The following is a 17,167-nucleotide window of genomic DNA, read 5'->3' on the forward strand; positions in this document are numbered from 1 at the left end:
GGGGTCAATCACGACGGGCACCTCTCAGGGCTTGATACCACGGTGCAACGCCACAATGCCACCGGTCATATTGTGAAATTCACAATCGACAAATCCGGCATCCACCATCATCTGCTTGAGCGTTTCCTGATCCGGATGCATGCGGATGCTCTCCGCCAAGTAGCGGTAACTCTCCGCGTCGTTGGCCACCAATTTCCCCATAAATGGCAGCAGGCGGAACGAGTAGTGATCGTAGACTTTTTCCAGCAGTTTCGATTCCGGCTTGGAGAACTCCAGTACCAGTAAGCGCCCACCGGGTTTCAGTACCCGCAACATGGAGCGCAGCGCCAAGTCTTTATCGGTGACATTGCGCAGACCAAAAGCGATGGTAATACAGTCGAAGGTGTTGTCCGGAAAGGGAAGGTACTGGGCGTCCGCCTGTACCGGCACTACGTTGCCGGCAATGCCACGATCGAGCAGGCGGTCGCGGCCGACCCTAAGCATCGATTCATTAATATCTGCCAACACCACCTGACCGCTGGCGCCCACAATACGCGAGAAACGCGCGGTGAGATCACCGGTGCCCCCGGCGATATCCAGAATTTTCTGTCCCGGCCGCGCACCGGACAATTCGATGGTGAAACGCTTCCAGAGGCGGTGAATACCCCCGGACATCAAGTCGTTCATTACGTCGTAACGCGCCGCCACTGAGTGGAACACTTCCGCCACACGACCGGCCTTTTCCTCCACCGGGACCTCTTGGTAGCCGAAGTGGGTGGTCTTGCGATCCTTCATGCTGTGCTGCCTGCTGAGCCAAATTCAGTGCGCCATTGTACATCGACCAAGCCGGCGGAACAGTGCCCATGATTCACCCAGTGGCAACTCACTAAAATTAAATCACACTAGAGAAAATACTGAGTCCAGGGCCAATTCATGGATTACCGACTCGACAGCGACATGCCCGCTGCACTGAGTCTGCGCACTGCGGCTCGCGCAGAAATACGCGCCGCCTGTGATAATGCCCGGCTTCTGCCAGGTGAACATGCCGTTCATGAGCTACGTAAACACTGCAAGAAACTGCGTGCTCTACTGCGACTGATTTTTCCGAAAGAAAATTCACTCTTCCAACTCGAGAACGATCGCTACCGGAAATTAGCGCGATCCCTATCGGCGGGCCGCGATCTGGTCTCCATTCGCACCGCGCTACTTACCCTAGCTCCCCCCAACCACTTTGAAAAAATGCATAGAGTGCTGCACCAATTACAGCGGTCGCTGCGAGATGAGGAGAGCCTTATTCGGGTCGAAGGGTTACTGCATGAGGCACAAAAGAGTATTGAGTGTTGGCCCCTGCAAAATATTGATTGGAGAGATATCGACGTAGGATATTTACGCGGCTACCAGCGCGCGCACAAAACCTGGCTAGAAACACGCGAAGGAGATAACGCCCATAAACTGCATCAATTGCGTAAAAGGGTAAAAGATCACTGGTACCACTGTCGCCTACTCAGAGAGAAACACCCCCAATCTGTAGCGCTGCGCTGTGAACCGCTCAAACAACTCGCGCAATTACTAGGGGACTGGCGTGATCTATACCTACTTTGTCGCTTTGCCATCACGGTGGGAGAGCCATTAGGGAAAGAGTTGATTAAGCTGCTGGAAATGTGCGACTGGCATAAGATGCAATTGCGCAGAAAAATAGAAGACGGTTGCGCCATTTTCTTTGCCCACAAAACACTTGTGATCTAAGTGATGCTGGCACAGAGGGCGCTGAAACTATTCACCAAAAAACTAAAAAGGCGCAGGAGGGTTTCCCGCGCCTTAAACTCGCCAACTTATTTGGCGCCCTGCTCCAGCAGGCCGCCGGCGCGAGCCATCACATGGAACAGGTAGTTCTGCTCATTGGTGCCGCTCACCAAGTGGGCACCGGGACCGCGGGCCCAGACCCCCACGTCTTCGCCGCCGTGGGTTTCTCCAGAAAGAGGAACAAGGACTTCCTGGTGGAAGCCGGGAGCGGTGGTGTCCACATCGGTAAGATCCTGACGCCCTTGAACAATATCGTCATAGTAGCGGTCATCAGCATCGGTATTGTCGCCGTAATGTGCAAAACCGCGACCATTGGCATAGTTCAGGGTAGTGTAAGGCAAGCCGGTTTTATCCAGCTTGGGCATCTCTTCAGCCACACCGGTCTTGTCATTTTTAACTACCTTACCGAGGATTGGGTTGCCACGGGTAGTCCCACCGGCAATGGTCATCACGTGACTGTGATCCGCGGTAACAACGATTAGAGTATCCTCGGCACTGGTGTTATCCAGGGCTACCTGCACCGCCTTGGCAAACTCTTCCGCATCGCTGAGAGCATTGAAGGCATTATTGGCGTGATGACCGTGGTCGATACGACCGGACTCCACCATCAGGAAGTAACCCTTATCGTTTTGCTGCAGCATCTCGATGCCCTTGGCAGTCATCTCACTCAGGGAAGGCTCGCCGCCAACGTCGTTGCCACGATCGGCCTCATAGCGCATATGAGAGGAGTTAAATAACGCCAATAGCTTATCGGTGTTATTCACATCCAGCTGGTCAAACCCGGCTTTGTCCTCCATGTACTGCGCGGTGGTTACGCCATCGTTGTAACGAGTTTTCCACGCTTCAATCAGATTGCGCCCATCGGTGCGCTTACCAGTCTTGCCTTCCGCATCGGTGAAGTCCGCTGGCAGGAAGTTGCGGCGGCCGCCGCCCATTACCACGTCGATACCATCGCCGGCTTCCAGTTCAACCAGGTGGGTGGCGATATCGCGACAGCCGTCCGGAGCAGTGTATTCCCACTCACGCTCGGGCACCTTGGCATAGGTGGCTGCGGGTGTGGCGTGGGTGATACGCGCGGTGCTGATAATACCGGTGCTCTTACCCAGTTCCTCGGCCAGTTCCAGGGAAGTGGTCAGGGGGCGTTCGAGGCTGGCGGCGCAGTCACCGCGGGCGACATCTTCGGCCACACTCAGAATACCGGCCTTGGTTTTCACACCGGTAACCAGAGCGGTCATGGTGCCAGCGGAATCCGGAGTCTGCTGGTTGGTGTTGTAAGTTTTTACCAATCCGGCAAAGGGCATTTTTTCGAAGCTCAGCTGGTATTCCTCACCGTCGAGGCCCAGTTTTTGGCCGGCGAAGATACGCGCGGCGGTGACGGTGGAGATACCCATGCCATCGCCCACAAACAGAATAATGTTTTTCGCGGCACCCGGCGTATTGTTGGTTTTCTCTGCGCTCGCCGCAGCTACCGCTTTCTGGCCATCTTCGAACCAGCTGCTTTCACTTTGGGTTGAGGAAAGGCCCAAGTAATTCTGCTGCTGCGGTGTTTCATTAGCATCCGGCACTTCGGCAACATTGTTGGAGCTGGAGTTATCGTCGCTACAGGCACTGGCCAGTACGGCAACGGAAAAGGCCAGCAGGGTCTTTTTAAACTGTTTCATGGTCAATACCCCCAATTATTCTTCTGACAGCGACAGATCGGTCGCGGCAGTCATTATGTGGAAAACCGCATTCTGTTCCAGATGTCCCTGCACTTTTTCGGCACCGGCGCCGATCGCGTGCAGACTAATATCCTCACCGCCGTGGCTTTCGCCCCCCAGGGCAACCAGGGATTCCTGGTGGAAGCCAGGCATCTCGGTATCCACATGCGTCAAATCATGGCGACCGGCGGCGATATCGTAGTCATCGCGCTTGTCTGCATCAGTTTCAGTACCCAAATCGGCAAAGCCACGGCCATTGGTGTAGGTCAAGGTGGTGTAAGGCTTATTGTCCTCGGCCAGGGAGACGGCCTGATTTGGCGCACCGCTGTCATCGTTGCCGATCACCTTGCCCAGAATAGGGTTACCTCTGGTGGGATAGCCCGCCATATTCATTACGTGGCTGTGGTCAGCAGTCACCAGGATCAGGGTTTCTTCCAGATTCACTTTTTGTAGTGCTGCCTTGACCGCGTCAGATAACTCGATCGCTTCATTCAGCGCGTTGTAGGCGTTACCGGAATGGTGAGCGTGATCGACTCGGCCGGATTCCACCATCAGAAAGAAGCCGTCTTCATCTTTTTGCAGCATATCGATAGCGGTGGTGGTCATCTCGACGATACTGGGCTCTTCACTGTTCTTGGCGATGCGGTCAGCATCGTAGCTCATGTGATCTTCGGTAAAGAGACCCAGCAGCTTATCTGTTTTAGCGATATCCACTGCCGACAATTCGAAACCATTTTCGACGTAGACCGCATTCTGCGCACCGTCATAGCGCAGCAGCCATTCACCCGTTAGGTTGCGCTCGTCCTCACGCAGGCCACCCTCGGCCACCGGTGTAAAGTAGTTGCGGCCACCACCGAGCATAACTTCCATGCCATCGCCGATGTTCATTTCCACCATTTGTGTGGCGATATCTGTACAACCCTCATCGGCCGCGTGTTCCCACTTGCGGCTGGCGCTGTGGGCATAAGTGGCTGCCGGAGTAGCGTGGGTGAGGCGTGCGGTAGAGACAATGCCGGTAGCCTTACCGCGGCTTTCCATCATCTCAAGGAAGCTGTTCAAACCCAGCTCCTTACTCGCAGCACAGTCAGCCACCAGGCCCTTGCCATCCACATTGATCATGCCAGCGCGAGTTTTCACCCCGGTCATCATCGCGGTCATGGTGCCGGCGGAGTCGGGGGTCTGCTGGTTAGTGTTGTAGGTTTTGATCAGGGCACTGTGAGGGAAATCCTCAAAAGAAAGACTGTTCTCTTCACCGGGTTCACCGCGACGCTGGCCCTCGAAGATACGGGCTGCGGTCAGGGTGGAAATCCCCATGCCATCACCAACAAATAGGATGACGTTTTTGGCAGTTTTGGCTTCACGGGTAAGAGAAACGCGTTCTTCCAGGCGATCGGACGCCTCGGTAAACCATTCACTCTTAGTTTGGTAATCGGGCAGGCTCGCGGCGGAAACCGCGGAAGCGAGAGGAATCAAACAAAAGGCGCTGAGTGCGCGGACAAGTTTTTTTGCCACGGTGGGCCTCCGGAACTCGTGAATTTGGCGAGCATTAGAGTCCGGAAATATGACAAAAGAATTACGCGCCGATTAATATCTCGTTTTCTTTGTCATAAAGATTTGTACGCTTATTACAACTGCAAAAAGACAGCCACTGAAGGGCGCACTTGGCAGCTAACCGATAAATTTCACCACACTTTCATCCGGGTCGCGCCCCTTGCCCGCCGCGCGCAAGCGCTCCAGGTAGGCCTCCCAATTGACGGTGTATTTTTCGGCCAGCTCACGCAGATATTCCCAGGTGTAAATGCCGGTGTCATGGCCGTCATCAAAATCGATTTTCAGACCGTAACGACCGGCGGCTTCGACCCTGTCGATACCCACATGGATTTTTCCATCCACCAGCAGTGCGGGGCTATTGCCATGGCCGCGCACCTCGGCGCTGGGGGAGTAGACACGCAGATACTCTGCCGGCAGGCTGAACTCGCCATCGGCAAACAGCAACTGCAGAGTTTTCTCTGCGCGATTTAATCGTATTTTTTGCGGTTTCATTTACAGGATAAAACGCGAAAGGTCCTCGTTTTGGCTCAGCTCACCCAGGTGGCTGTCCACATAAGTCGCATCCACTTTGAGAGACTTGTCGCCGTCGCCGGCATCGAAGGAAACCTCCTCCAGCAGGCGCTCCAGCACCGTGTGCAAACGGCGTGCGCCGATATTCTCTGTGCGTTCATTCACTTCGTAAGCCACTTCAGCGATACGGCGAATGCCGTCTTCGGTGAATTGCAGTTCCAGACCCTCTGTAGCCAACAAAGCCTTCTGCTGTTCGGTCAGAGACGCGGAGGGTTCGGTGAGAATACGCTCAAAGTCGGCGGAAGTCAGCGAGCTCAGCTCCACGCGAATCGGCATACGCCCCTGCAGCTCGGGAATCAGGTCCGAGGGCTTGGACAGGTGGAAGGCACCGGAGGCGATAAACAGAATATGGTCTGTCTTGATCATGCCGTACTTGGTGTTGACGGTGCTGCCTTCGATCAGTGGCAACAGGTCGCGCTGCACCCCTTCACGGGAGACATCGGCACCGCCGCTCTCCTGGCGCTTGGCCACCTTGTCGATCTCATCGATAAAAACGATACCGTTTTGTTCTGCAGCGCGAATCGCACGGGTTTTGATATCTTCATCGTTCACCAGCTTGGCGGCTTCTTCATCGGTAAGCTGTTTCATCGCCTGCTTGACCGGCAGCTTGCGCTTGCGGGTCTTGCCCTGGGACATATTCGAGAACATGCCCTGCAGCTGGTTGGTCATTTCCTCCATCCCCGGAGGAGCCATAATCTCCACACCCATAGGCGCGGCGGCCATATCAATTTCCACTTCCTTACTATCCAAGTCGCCCTCGCGCAGCTTCTTGCGGAACAGCTGGCGGGTGCTGGAATCCTTGTCGTTAGGCTCAGCCGAACGCGCAGGTGGCAGCAGGGCGTCGAGAATGCGTTCCTCGGCCGCATCCATAGCGCGCTGTTGCACGCCAGCCATGGCCAGTTCGCGCTCCTGCTTCACTGCCATCTCGACAAGATCACGCACGATAGATTCTACATCGCGGCCAACATAGCCCACTTCGGTGAACTTAGTCGCTTCAACCTTAATAAAAGGCGCATTGGCGAGCTTTGCCAAACGGCGTGCGATTTCGGTTTTACCCACACCGGTGGGGCCGATCATCAGGATATTCTTCGGGGTGATTTCGGCACGGAGATCCTCGCTCACCTGCATACGACGCCAGCGGTTGCGCAGCGCAATCGCTACCGCGCGTTTGGCATCCTGCTGGCCAACGATATGGCGATCGAGTTCATGGACGATTTCACGGGGGGTCATCTGGGACATACAAATTCCTGCAAAACGGTTGTGCGGGCCAGGTTGCAGCCCGCTGGACTCAGGTGCTTCTTCTGAGAGCGCCCGGTCAGTAAGTCAATTCTTCGATAGTGTTGTTGTGGTTGGTATAGACGCAGATATCACCGGCAATTTTCAAGCCCTGCTCAACGATCGAGCGCGCATCCATATCGGTATTGTCGAGCAGCGCGCGCGCCGCCGACTGGGCAAAGGGGCCACCGGAACCGATAGCAATCAGGTCATCTTCCGGCTGAATCACATCACCGTTGCCGGTCACAATCAAACTAGCGCTGTCATCTGCCACCGCTAATAGAGCTTCCAGGCGACGCAGTGCGCGGTCTGTGCGCCAGTCTTTGGCCAGCTCCACCGCAGCACGGGTCAGCTGGCCACCGTGGGCTTCCAGCTTGGCTTCAAAACGCTCAAACAGGGTGAAGGCATCGGCGGTGCCACCGGCAAAACCGGCGATAACCTTATCTTTATAAAGTCGGCGCACCTTGCGGGCATTGCCTTTCATAATGGTGTTGCCCAGAGACACCTGGCCGTCGCCGCCAATCACAACTTTGCCGTTGCGGCGACAGGATAAAATGGTGGTTCCGCGATACTGTTCCAATGGAGACCTCTCGGATTACGCGTGTACTGTGGCTGTGCAAGGCCTGTTGCCTTACACGCCGGGAAAATTAGTCAGATTAGATAAGTGAGGACGGGACGCACCGATTTCAATAAGAGAAGGGCCAATTGCTATACTGAGAACCCGTCATCCATTGCGGATTCGCCTCTTGGCTCTGCTTCCCTCCCGCTACTTCAAGCCGCTTTTCACCCTGGTTATGACCTGCGTGATGTCGGGAGTAATCTCTGGGGCGATTACCTACTCCCACCAGGGATTCAGCGAAGGATTTCTGCCGATATGGGGCCGGGCCTGGTTACTGGCCTGGATAATTTCACTGGGGTTGCCGCCACTGATCAGACCAATAATAAAAAGTCTGCTGGGCAAACTGGCGGCGCCAGACGAGGAATCCAGCGGTTGATTTAATTTGCAGGTCGCTTCAATACCAGCGGCATCAGGCGATGTTCTGCCAGAACCTGGCGAGCTTTGGCCATGCGCGAGCGGTTGTCAAAGGGGCCAACCAAGACCCGATGCCAAGTGCCGCGGCTATCACTGGCAGACTCCACTTTGACATCCAGATTGGCCAGGGTGAGCTGGGCGCGCAGGCGCTCGGCTTCCGCCGCCTCGCGGAAAGAGGCGGCCTGCAAGATATAGACCTGCGCTTTGACCTTATCAGCAGCCCCTTGTTTATTGGAGGAAGACTCCCCACGAATGGCTGGCTTGGCCACCTTGGGTGGCGGTACCGAAACTTCGTTTTCCTTGAGCATGGTATAGAAATCAAAGCGCGGTTCTGACGGCGCCTGCGCCGTCGGTTTGGTTGCCGGAGCTCTGTCACCAGCGGCACCTTTGCCATTGCCGGCCACACCGAACTGCAGCAGCAAGAACACCGCAAAGCCACCCACGGCATTGCCCAGTACAAACCACACCCATGCGGGTTTGCCCGAGGCGCTTTTGCTGCGGCGTTTCGTGTTGCGACGGCTCATGGTGGAATTCTTCCCTGGATAGTCTACTCAGCGGGCAAATTGTACCGCCAATTTACACAAGGGCATTGCTCTCTCGCAAAATTCACGACAATTCCTGCGCATCCATGTCCACCGCCCAGCGCAAGCGGCGATTCTTATTGCTCTCGGCCCAGTCACATACCCGGGCCAACAGGGGTTGTAACTGGGCGCGATTTTGTGCGGTCACCTGAACATAAAAACGGTAGCGACCAGATTTGCGCTCAAGCAGCGCCGGCACCGGACCCAGATATTGCAACTGGGGTGAGGGCGGCACTAGGGATTGCATAAATAGGCGTGCATTATGCAGAAATTCCTCGGCCCAGGCGGGCTCCTCACACTCGGCTCGCACCAGTGCCATGGCGTGGGTCGGGGGCAGCTGTGCCACCGCACGATCGCGCAACAGCTGGCGCGCAAAAGTCCCATAGCCTTTTTCCAATAACATTTGCAGCAGCGGGTGCTCCGGGAAGCGGCTCTGCACCAATACGCGGCCACTCAAGCTGCCGCGCCCGGCGCGCCCCGCCACCTGCTCCAGCAACTGACCTGTGCGTTCAGGCGCGCGAAAATCGGCACTGAACAAGCCGCCATCGGCATCCTGAATCACCACCAGAGTCACCCTCGGTAGATGGTGCCCCTTGGCCAGCATCTGAGTGCCCAGTAACAGACAGGGCTCGCCATCGCGGGCCGGCGCCAGCAAGCGATCGAGAGCCTGCTTACTGGTGGTGGTATCCCGGTCAACGCGAATTACCGGGTAATCGGCAAAGCGCCGCGCCAGCAACTCTTCGCTGCGCTCGGTGCCGCCTCCCAGGGCAGAGATTGAGCGGCTGTGGCACTGCGGACAAGTATCCACCAGGGGGCGGCGATAATCGCAGTGGTGACAACGCAGCTGGCGCTGGCGTCGGTGCATGGTGAGTTTACTGGAACAGTGCGGACAGTCGGCAATCCAGCCGCAATCATCACAGTTGAGTGCCGGTGCAAAGCCACGCCGGTTAATAAACACCAGCACTTGCTCTCCGCAAGCCAGTGTCTCGCCGATATGACGTAAAACCTGAGGCGAAAAACCCTCTTCCAGGGGCTCGCGTAGGGTCGGCACCACGTGGATCTGCGGCGGGCGCGCATCGCCGGCGCGCTGGCGCATGCGCAAATGTTGATAGCGACCATTAAGGGCGTTGTGCAAGGTTTCCAGGGAAGGCGTTGCAGAACCCAGTAGCACCGGCACATCACTGTTGCGCGCCAAAACCACCGCCAGGTCACGGGCGGAATAGCGCACACCATCCTGTTGCTTAAATGAAGCGTCGTGTTCCTCATCTACTAACACCACACCGAGTCTCGGCATTGGCGTCATAATTGCCGAGCGGGTGCCAATAACGATATCCGCTTGGCCCTCAGAGGCGGCGAGCCACGATTGGGCACGCTCGCCCTCGGCCAGCCCCGAGTGTAGGGCGGCGATACTGTGCTCGGGAAAGCGCGCGGCGATGCGCCGCAAGGTCTGCGGAGTGAGACCGATTTCCGGCACCAACAACAAGGCCTGGCGCCCTTCGGCCAGAACCCGCTCCATTAACCGCAGGTAGACCTCGGTCTTGCCACTGCCAGTGGTGCCTTCTAACAAAGTGGCGGAAAAGCAACTGCAATCTACCGCAGCGAGTACCTGCTGCTGCTCACTATTCAGCTGCGGTGGCGGAGTGGCCTCCGCAGCCGGCATCGGCGGCGGCACCGTAGGACCCGAGACCCACTCCACCAGTTGGCGCTCCTGCAAGGCGCGAATCACCGCCGGAGTATGCCCCTGGGTTTTCAGGTAGGTGCGGCTCTGCTGGCCGGCGCGCAGTAATTGTTGCAACAGGGCCTGCTGCTTGGGCGCCCGCGCCAGTGCAGATTCCGGTAGCCCCTTGCCCTCGGTAGTGAGTTGCAACCACTGCTCAGCCCAATGATCAGCCGGCTTGCCCTTGCGCAACCCGGCGGGCAGGGCGGCGGCGTAAACCTCTCCAACCGGGGCCTGGTAATAGTCGGCGATCCAGTTGAGAAGTTTGCGAGCGCCACTGTCGAACAGGGCTTTGCTATCAATCAGTTCCTGCGCCGGTTTCAGCTGTGCCTGCGGCGACTCCAGCACTACCTTCACCAACACGGCTACCAATTTGCGCCCAGCAAAAGGTACCCACAAGCGCTGGCCGGGTTTCAATTCAGCGGGATTGAGGCCCTCCGGGGGCAGATAATCGAAGAGACGCCGCAGTGGCACTGGCACCGCCAACCGCAGGATAACTCCCTGTTGCACTGTCTTTGGTACCGTCTGCTGCACCCCGCCCCCAATAACCTCGGTAAAAGGCGCTAGTGTACTGGCTGTTACGACAAGGTACAGAGACTGCAAATTTTACTTGCCAACTCTAAAATTCAGAGTACTCTATAAATCAACTCTAATATTTAGAGTTCACTAAGTTAGCAAGGAAGACAGCCATGACCGATATGGAAAAACTCAAAGACAGCCTGGATTTTGTCAGCGATGCCGTGCGCAGCAACCAAGTGGAGAACGGCATCCCATCACTCTATTTCTTGTGGGGACTACTAATTTTTATCGGATTCGCTTTGGCGGACCTGGCCCCGCAACTCACCGTGTATTACTTCCTGGTGGCTAGTACCGCCGGCGGACTGTTCAGCTGGTGGCTGGGCGAGCGCACGGCACGCCGCACTGGCATCAATAACAGTACCTTTGGTCGCAAGTATGGTTGGCACTGGCTGGTAACTGGGATCGGTTTCCTGTTGATATTGGCCACAATGATCGCCAAGCCCAACGCTGCTGGCCCGGAGCAATTTCTGCTTTTAGCCGGACTCTCCTATAGCCTCGCCGGTATCCACCTGATCCGCCCACTGCTCTATAGCGGTATATTGATGCTGGCCAGTTACCTGCTGATCATTTTGCTGACACCGCCCTACGCCTGGGTACTGAGCGGCCTGGCGATCGGCTGTGGACTTGTTTGGACCGGCCTGGTACAGCGGGCCAGGCAAACTAATGGAGCGGCGCAATGAAAGCCCTTGCGGACTTGGACCCGGTCCTCGAACACCGGGTACGCCTCGCGATTTGTGTGATGCTAGCGAAATACGAGGAAATCAGTTTCTCTCTCTTCAAGGAGCAGTTGCAGGTAACCGATGGCAACCTCGGCGCGCAGCTGCGCCGCTTGGAAGAGCAGGGCTATATTACTCTGCGCAAAGACTTTGTAGAGCGTAAACCCGTCACCTGGTATCGCCTCACTGAGAGCGGGCGAGAGGCGCTGAACAAGCACCTGCAGGCTCTGCAGCAACTTATCGCCGCCGCGGAATAACACCATTGCCCGGCCTTGTATTTGGGCTTGAACCCCGGCGCTAATCTGATAGTATGCGCCGACTTTTTAATCAGCCTGGAACCAATCCGGTTCCTGCTCCAACGACGATGCCGTGCCCGGCAACAGATCGAGTGGCGGTTTCGGAAAGAGGCAATCATGAAAGCAGATATCCATCCTAACTACACCGACATCACCGCTACTTGCTCCTGCGGCAATGTTGTTAAGACCCGCTCCACCCTGGGCAAAGACCTGCAGATCGACGTCTGCTCCCAGTGCCACCCCTTCTACACCGGCAAGCAGAAGCAGGCTACTACCGGTGGACGCGTGGACCGCTTCAAGAAGCGTTTCGGCAGCCGCATCGGCAAGTAATCCGAATAAAGAGGTACTTTGGTACTTCAGAAAGGGCGCCCTGGAATTTTCCACGGCGCCCTTTTTTGTGCTGCAAATTCAGCGCTCTGCACAGATCCAGAGCGCTGGGGCGAAATCGATTTGTATCGCTTAATATATTCGTTATTAGCAGTAAATTTATCCTTCAAATTGAATATTAGACGGCTGATCATCCTGAATTTGGCCAAATGTTAAGGGCAAAATAGTAATAAGTAGCTGTTTCATTACCTCTGTGAGCTTGTGACCGCAAGCACCCCTCGGTTATTCTCTGAAACCCGCAGTAACCGGGATGACGCCCCAAGTGTCGCCCCCCGTTTTCGAGAGAACAGCCCCCAAATGACGGATTCATTGCGCCAGGCAGCGCTCGATTACCACGCACTCCCCAGCCCCGGCAAACTTTCAGTCGAGCTGACCACCCCCGCTGAAACTCAGGAGGACCTGTCGCTGGCCTATAGTCCCGGTGTGGCGGAACCTGTGCGTGAAATTGCCAAGGACCCAGAGGCCGCCTATCGCTATACCGGCAAAGGCAACCTAGTGGCGGTCATTTCCAACGGCAGCGCCATCCTCGGCCTCGGTAACCTGGGCCCACTGGCCTCCAAGCCGGTGATGGAGGGCAAGTCACTACTGTTCAAGCGCTTCGCCGATATCAACTCGGTGGATATCGAAGTGGACGTCAACAGCCCGGAGCAGTTTATTCAGACAGTTGCCGCCATCGCCAATACCTTCGGCGGCATCAATCTCGAAGATATTAAAGCGCCTGAGTGCTTCCATATTGAAGAGGCACTGATTGAGCGCTGCCCAGTACCCGTATTCCACGACGACCAGCACGGCACTGCAATTGTGACCGTTGCCGGCATGCTAAATGCCCTGGAGATCCAGGGTAAGAAAATCAGCGACGTGCGCATGGTGTGCCTTGGAGCCGGTGCCGCCGCCACCGCTTGCTGCAAACTGCTGCTGGCCGCCGGCGCGCGCAAAGATCAAATCACCATGCTCGACAGCCGTGGGGTAATTCACTCCGGCCGCACCGATATCAATGCTTATAAAGGTGAGTGGGCGCGGGATACCGATATGCGCACCCTCGATGACGCTATCACCGGTGCCGATGTATTCCTCGGAGTATCGGGCCCAGATCTGCTCTCCGCCGAACAGCTGCAGCGCATGGCGCCGAAGCCAGTGGTATTCGCCTGCTCAAATCCAAATCCGGAGATCAAACCAGAGCTGGCCCACAGCGTACGCGACGACCTGATCATGGCTACCGGGCGCTCGGATTACCCCAACCAGGTCAACAATGTACTCTGCTTTCCCTTTATATTTCGTGGCGCGCTGGATGTGCGTGCGGCGCGTATCAATGAAGAGATGAAGCTGGCCGCAATTGAAGCCATCCGTAAGATCGCCCATTTACCGGTGCCGGACTCGGTACGCGAGGGCTACGGTGGGGTAGAACTGAGCTTTGGCCCAAGTTATATCTTGCCCAAACCCACGGATCCACGCCTGCTTCCGGAAGTTGCCGCCGCAGTAGCGCGCGCAGCGGTAGACAGCGGCTGTGCCCGCCTGCCTTACCCCGAAAACTACCCGCTGCAAACACTCTAGGGCCGGTTAATTCATCCCTAGAAGCCCGCCTTATCCTCTCGGGGCGGGCGTTTGCCGCTTTCACCCCCACAGACTTCTTGAGCCATAAAGCACCCGTCGCTAAACTGCCTTTCTGTCACAGCATCAAAGTTGCCCAACACAATGAGTCACGTGTATGTGCTGACAAACCAGCACCAGCAGTTCCTGAGCAAAAGCGGCGAATGGCTTGATGGCCGCGAGCCCAACAAACTGTTTCGCAGCGAGCATAAAGATGTCGCCATCAACCAGATGTTCGAGGCCAATACCCGTGATGTCGGCTTGCGTATCGAATTGCTGCAGTGTGCGCTGAACCCCAAGGCCCAGCCACTGATACCGGAAGAAGCTCTCGCTGAGCAATCTTCGGCGCCCGAGGATCCGGAGATCGAGCCCGGTGTACCAGAGGAGATCCCGGCTGCAGAGCCCACCGAGCTGGAACCACAGCCAGAGCCGGAAGTGGCCCCGGAACAGGCTCCTGAGGTCGCGCCAGCACAAACCCCGGATGAGACGCCCGCACAACCCGGCGAGCACAAATCGGAATCGGAGTCTGCCGCCTGAGCGGAGATTCTTTTAGCACCGGCACAAGTAGCCCCAACGGCGACAACAAGAAAGAGTTCCGGTAGTACCAAGGAGATTCGAGTGCCTATTCCCCACCTGGCTGCCCTATCCCAGGCCAAACCCGTGCAACTGCTCAAGGGCATACGTCGCGGCCTGGAAAAAGAGAGTCTGCGGGTCGCCCACGACGGCACCCTGGCGCAAACGCCACACGCGCAGACACTGGGCTCCGCGCTGACCCACGAGAGCATCACCACCGATTTTTCTGAGGCGCTGCTGGAATTTATTACCCCTCCGGTGGCTACCCCGGAGGAAGCCCTTCGGATTCTCGACCGCATTCATCGCTTTACCTACAGCCAGATCGGAGACGAACGCCTGTGGGTCAACAGCATGCCCTGTGTTATCGGCGCCGATAGCGATATCCCGGTGGCCCGCTACGGAGATTCCCATAGCGGCACTATGAAGACCATTTATCGGCTGGGACTCGGCCTGCGCTACGGCCGCGCCATGCAGACCATCGCCGGTATCCACTACAATTTTTCTCTGCCGGATGAATTCTGGCTGTGGCTGCACGAGTTCGAAGGCAGCAGTGAAGCCCTGTGCGAATTCAAGACCCGCCGCTACTTCGACCTGATCCGTAATTTCCGCCGCAACTACTGGCTGCTGATCTACCTGTTTGGAGCCGCACCTGCGGTGTGTTCCTCTTTTGTCGAAGGACGCCAGCATAAGCTCGAAGCTTTTAACGGCGACGGTCACACCCTACACGCTCCCTTCGCCACCTCCCTGCGCATGGGCGACCTGGGCTACAACAGCGAAGTGCAGCAGTCTCTGGTGGTTTGCTACAACAACTTGCGCAGCTACCTGTCCACGCTCTGTTCAGCGATTAGCCGGCCCTATGGCCCCTACAACGAGCTCGGAGTCAAGGATAGCGATGGACAGTATCAGCAGCTTTCCGCCGGCGTGCTGCAAATCGAAAATGAATTCTATTCACCGATCAGGCCAAAAAATCCCGCCAAACGCGGTGAGACCGCCCTGGCGGCACTGGATAATCGCGGGGTCGAATATATCGAGGTGCGCTGCCTAGACCTAAACCCGTTTATGCCGCTGGGCATCGATGCGCAACAAATGCGCTTTATCGACAGCTTCCTGCTGCACTGCCTGCTGACAGAGAGCCCGGAGACCGATGAGGTCGATTACCGTTCGACCCAGGAAAACCAACAGCGTATCGTCTATCGCGGCCACGAGCCCGGCCTCAAGCTGCGCAGCAACGGAAGCGAACGGGAGCTCAGTGAGTGGGCTTCCCAGCTACTCGGGGAGGTGGATACTGTAGCCGAGTTACTCGACAGCGCTTGGGGCGGCGACCAGTACCGCAGTGCCGTAGGAGTTCAGCGCGCCAAGGTCAAAGGGGAAATACCCACCCCAGCCCAGCAGATCCTGGCGGAAATGCAGGAGCAAAACCTGAACTTCTACCATTGGGCTATGCACAAAGCCGAGCAACATCGCCGCTACTTTCTCGAGCGTCCTCTCGACAGCGAGTCGGTGCGGGATTTCTCTCGTGAAGCCGAGGAGTCCCTGCTCAGACAAAAGCGCGTGGAAGCGGAAGACAAGGGCTCCTTCGAGGAATTCCTCAGCCACTACTACGCGCAATATATGTGTTGCCAGGGCTAGCCCTGGCAATACAGAGCACCGGCGCAGGGTCCGGATATCCGCCCATAGGGATTGAGCGCATGAACTATCTCGCCCACCTGCTGCTTTCTGGTCCCGACACCCGCTGGCGCCTGGGTGGGCTACTCGGAGATTTTGTGAAGGGTCCACTCAAAGGCGAGCGACCGGAGGCCATTGAGGCCGGTATCAAACTGCACCGCCGCATTGATGCCAGCACCGACAGCAATGCCTCTTATCGTGAGGCCCTGGCGCAGTTGGACCCCAGCTGGCGCCGCTATGCCGGTATCGCACTGGATATCTGGTTCGACCATCTGTTGGCACAGCATTGGCAGGAGTGGCATCCACAGAGCCTGGAAGAATTTTGCGACCAGTGCTGGAGAGACTTTCGCAGCCACAGCCGGTATATTCCGCCGCAGGCACGGGCATTTATGGCCCGTGCCGAGCAAATTAAATTACTGCAGAGTTACCGCGAGGAACGCATCATCGGCCTTACCCTGGAGCGGGTAGGTCAGCGCCTGCGCCAACCGGTTGCGCTGCAGGAAATACTGCCTGAGCTCAGTAGCGGGCGGGCAAAACTGGAAAACAATTTCAATAAACTACTAACCGACTTGAATCTCGAAGCCCAGCGCTTTCGGCAGCACTATTCAGGATCCGATAAACCATGACCTTACCCAACCCGCGCATTACCTTTCTGTTGGTATTTCTAATTGTCGTCTTTTTGCTCGGCTCCGCCTTTTATCTGGAGTACGCTCGGGGCCTGGAGCCCTGCAAGCTGTGTATTACCCAGCGGGTGATGTTACTTGGCATTGGACTGGTCTCTCTCATAGCCTTCCTGCACAATCCTGCAACGATCGGCCGGCGCGTTTATGGGTTGCTGGTTTCCATTTGGGCTCTGGGCGGCCTCTATTTTGCCGGGCGCCAGCTGTGGCTGCAGAGCCTGCCGGAGGGCCAGGTGCCCGCCTGCGGACCCAGTGTCAGCTACATGATGGAGGTCTTTCCTATGGCCGATGTCCTTAAAGCACTGCTCACCGGCGACGGCAACTGCGCCGAAGTCCAATGGACCATGATGGGCCTCAGTATCCCCGGCTGGTCCGCTATCGGTTTTGCCGGACTGATCTTATTTGGCGGCTGGCAGGCATTTCGCAAAGCCTGAATCAACCGGACACTAAACCGCGGCTCAGCGGAGCCGCCCTT

18 protein-coding genes are annotated in these 17,167 nt (G+C 56.8%); 10 read left to right on the top strand and 8 right to left on the bottom strand.

All coding sequences use genetic code 11. The annotated features are described in order from the left end of the window. Positions 1 to 24: 24 nt before the first annotated feature. The gene (gene ubiE / locus ACJJJA_RS00415) at positions 25 to 774 is read right to left on the bottom strand and encodes a bifunctional demethylmenaquinone methyltransferase/2-methoxy-6-polyprenyl-1,4-benzoquinol methylase UbiE (RefSeq protein ID WP_252083834.1); all 750 of its coding nucleotides are present in this window, start codon (positions 772 to 774) and stop codon (positions 25 to 27) included. Positions 775 to 912: 138 nt separating this feature from the next. Here ubiE and ACJJJA_RS00420 point away from each other — a divergent pair, with 138 nt between their 5' ends. After that, the gene (locus tag ACJJJA_RS00420; RefSeq protein ID WP_444903444.1) at positions 913 to 1,725 is read left to right on the top strand and encodes a CHAD domain-containing protein; all 813 of its coding nucleotides are present in this window, start codon (positions 913 to 915) and stop codon (positions 1,723 to 1,725) included. Positions 1,726 to 1,811: 86 nt separating this feature from the next. On the opposite strand, the gene ACJJJA_RS00425 is transcribed toward ACJJJA_RS00420, so the two are convergent. The 5 genes from ACJJJA_RS00425 to hslV form a co-directional block, all read right to left on the bottom strand. Beyond that, a complete protein-coding gene (locus ACJJJA_RS00425) occupies positions 1,812 to 3,443 on the bottom strand; it encodes an alkaline phosphatase (protein ID WP_444903445.1) in 1,632 nt (543 codons plus the stop codon). Positions 3,444 to 3,458: 15 nt separating this feature from the next. Further along, positions 3,459 to 4,994: an alkaline phosphatase gene (locus ACJJJA_RS00430; protein WP_444903446.1), complete on the bottom strand. Its 1,536-nt coding sequence runs from the start codon at positions 4,992 to 4,994 to the stop codon at positions 3,459 to 3,461. A gap of 156 nt (positions 4,995 to 5,150) precedes the next feature. Continuing rightward, positions 5,151 to 5,525 (bottom strand): gamma-butyrobetaine hydroxylase family protein, encoded by a 375-nt coding sequence (locus ACJJJA_RS00435; RefSeq protein WP_444883173.1) that lies wholly within the window; start codon positions 5,523 to 5,525, stop codon positions 5,151 to 5,153. Beyond that, positions 5,526 to 6,842, bottom strand: coding sequence for an ATP-dependent protease ATPase subunit HslU (gene hslU, locus ACJJJA_RS00440; RefSeq protein ID WP_444887554.1), 1,317 nt, complete (start codon positions 6,840 to 6,842; stop codon positions 5,526 to 5,528). 76 nt (positions 6,843 to 6,918) lie between these two features. After that, positions 6,919 to 7,458, bottom strand: a complete 540-nt coding sequence (gene hslV, locus ACJJJA_RS00445; protein ID WP_252083840.1) for an ATP-dependent protease subunit HslV — start codon at positions 7,456 to 7,458, stop codon at positions 6,919 to 6,921. Between the two features lie 166 nt (positions 7,459 to 7,624). Here hslV and ACJJJA_RS00450 point away from each other — a divergent pair, with 166 nt between their 5' ends. Continuing rightward, positions 7,625 to 7,873 (top strand): DUF2798 domain-containing protein, encoded by a 249-nt coding sequence (locus ACJJJA_RS00450; RefSeq protein ID WP_444903447.1) that lies wholly within the window; start codon positions 7,625 to 7,627, stop codon positions 7,871 to 7,873. Position 7,874: 1 nt separating this feature from the next. On the opposite strand, the gene ACJJJA_RS00455 is transcribed toward ACJJJA_RS00450, so the two are convergent. Both ACJJJA_RS00455 and ACJJJA_RS00460 read right to left on the bottom strand, forming a co-directional pair. Further along, positions 7,875 to 8,435 (bottom strand): SPOR domain-containing protein, encoded by a 561-nt coding sequence (locus ACJJJA_RS00455; protein ID WP_252083843.1) that lies wholly within the window; start codon positions 8,433 to 8,435, stop codon positions 7,875 to 7,877. An 82-nt stretch (positions 8,436 to 8,517) separates the two neighbouring features. After that, entirely contained in the window at positions 8,518 to 10,743 is a 2,226-nt protein-coding gene (locus tag ACJJJA_RS00460; RefSeq protein WP_444903448.1) for a primosomal protein N', read from the bottom strand. Between the two features lie 155 nt (positions 10,744 to 10,898). Between ACJJJA_RS00460 and ACJJJA_RS00465 the strand changes: the two genes are divergently transcribed. From ACJJJA_RS00465 to ACJJJA_RS00500, 8 genes are all read left to right on the top strand, one after another. After that, entirely contained in the window at positions 10,899 to 11,468 is a 570-nt protein-coding gene (locus tag ACJJJA_RS00465; protein WP_444903449.1) for a hypothetical protein, read from the top strand. Further along, a complete protein-coding gene (locus ACJJJA_RS00470; RefSeq protein ID WP_444887559.1) occupies positions 11,465 to 11,761 on the top strand; it encodes a winged helix-turn-helix domain-containing protein in 297 nt (98 codons plus the stop codon). Before ACJJJA_RS00465 ends, ACJJJA_RS00470 begins: the two co-directional genes overlap by 4 nt. 156 nt (positions 11,762 to 11,917) lie before the next feature. Beyond that, positions 11,918 to 12,130: a 50S ribosomal protein L31 gene (gene rpmE, locus ACJJJA_RS00475; protein ID WP_083922744.1), complete on the top strand. Its 213-nt coding sequence runs from the start codon at positions 11,918 to 11,920 to the stop codon at positions 12,128 to 12,130. A 354-nt stretch (positions 12,131 to 12,484) separates the two neighbouring features. Further along, complete coding sequence (locus ACJJJA_RS00480; RefSeq protein WP_444887560.1) at positions 12,485 to 13,738, top strand: malic enzyme-like NAD(P)-binding protein; 1,254 nt, start codon at positions 12,485 to 12,487, stop codon at positions 13,736 to 13,738. A gap of 141 nt (positions 13,739 to 13,879) precedes the next feature. Then, a complete protein-coding gene (locus tag ACJJJA_RS00485; RefSeq protein ID WP_252083851.1) occupies positions 13,880 to 14,311 on the top strand; it encodes a hypothetical protein in 432 nt (143 codons plus the stop codon). Between the two features lie 81 nt (positions 14,312 to 14,392). Then, on the top strand, positions 14,393 to 15,976 hold the full coding sequence (gshA, locus tag ACJJJA_RS00490) for a glutamate--cysteine ligase (protein WP_444887562.1): 1,584 nt from the start codon (positions 14,393 to 14,395) through the stop codon (positions 15,974 to 15,976). 59 nt (positions 15,977 to 16,035) lie between these two features. Beyond that, a complete protein-coding gene (locus ACJJJA_RS00495; protein WP_252083853.1) occupies positions 16,036 to 16,638 on the top strand; it encodes an acyl carrier protein phosphodiesterase in 603 nt (200 codons plus the stop codon). Next, entirely contained in the window at positions 16,635 to 17,126 is a 492-nt protein-coding gene (locus tag ACJJJA_RS00500; protein ID WP_252083854.1) for a disulfide bond formation protein B, read from the top strand. Before ACJJJA_RS00495 ends, ACJJJA_RS00500 begins: the two co-directional genes overlap by 4 nt. Positions 17,127 to 17,167 lie beyond the last annotated feature (41 nt).

It is taken from the genome of Microbulbifer mixtoriginis (SeqCode) (assembly GCF_052466865.1).

Bases quoted from the DNA above. Each gene is read 5' to 3' on its own strand.
- ACJJJA_RS00465 (WP_444903449.1), top strand. From the start codon at position 10,899: ATGACCGATATGGAAAAACTCAAAGACAGCCTGGATTTTGTCAGCGAT.
- ACJJJA_RS00495 (WP_252083853.1), top strand. From the start codon at position 16,036: ATGAACTATCTCGCCCACCTGCTGCTTTCTGGTCCCGACACCCGCTGG.
- ACJJJA_RS00425 (WP_444903445.1), bottom strand. From the start codon at position 3,443: ATGAAACAGTTTAAAAAGACCCTGCTGGCCTTTTCCGTTGCCGTACTG.
- ACJJJA_RS00480 (WP_444887560.1), top strand. From the start codon at position 12,485: ATGACGGATTCATTGCGCCAGGCAGCGCTCGATTACCACGCACTCCCC.
- ACJJJA_RS00500 (WP_252083854.1), top strand. From the start codon at position 16,635: ATGACCTTACCCAACCCGCGCATTACCTTTCTGTTGGTATTTCTAATT.
- ACJJJA_RS00485 (WP_252083851.1), top strand. From the start codon at position 13,880: ATGAGTCACGTGTATGTGCTGACAAACCAGCACCAGCAGTTCCTGAGC.
- hslU (WP_444887554.1), bottom strand. From the start codon at position 6,842: ATGTCCCAGATGACCCCCCGTGAAATCGTCCATGAACTCGATCGCCAT.
- ACJJJA_RS00455 (WP_252083843.1), bottom strand. From the start codon at position 8,435: ATGAGCCGTCGCAACACGAAACGCCGCAGCAAAAGCGCCTCGGGCAAA.
- ACJJJA_RS00435 (WP_444883173.1), bottom strand. From the start codon at position 5,525: ATGAAACCGCAAAAAATACGATTAAATCGCGCAGAGAAAACTCTGCAG.
- rpmE (WP_083922744.1), top strand. From the start codon at position 11,918: ATGAAAGCAGATATCCATCCTAACTACACCGACATCACCGCTACTTGC.
- ubiE (WP_252083834.1), bottom strand. From the start codon at position 774: ATGAAGGATCGCAAGACCACCCACTTCGGCTACCAAGAGGTCCCGGTG.
- ACJJJA_RS00470 (WP_444887559.1), top strand. From the start codon at position 11,465: ATGAAAGCCCTTGCGGACTTGGACCCGGTCCTCGAACACCGGGTACGC.
- ACJJJA_RS00420 (WP_444903444.1), top strand. From the start codon at position 913: ATGGATTACCGACTCGACAGCGACATGCCCGCTGCACTGAGTCTGCGC.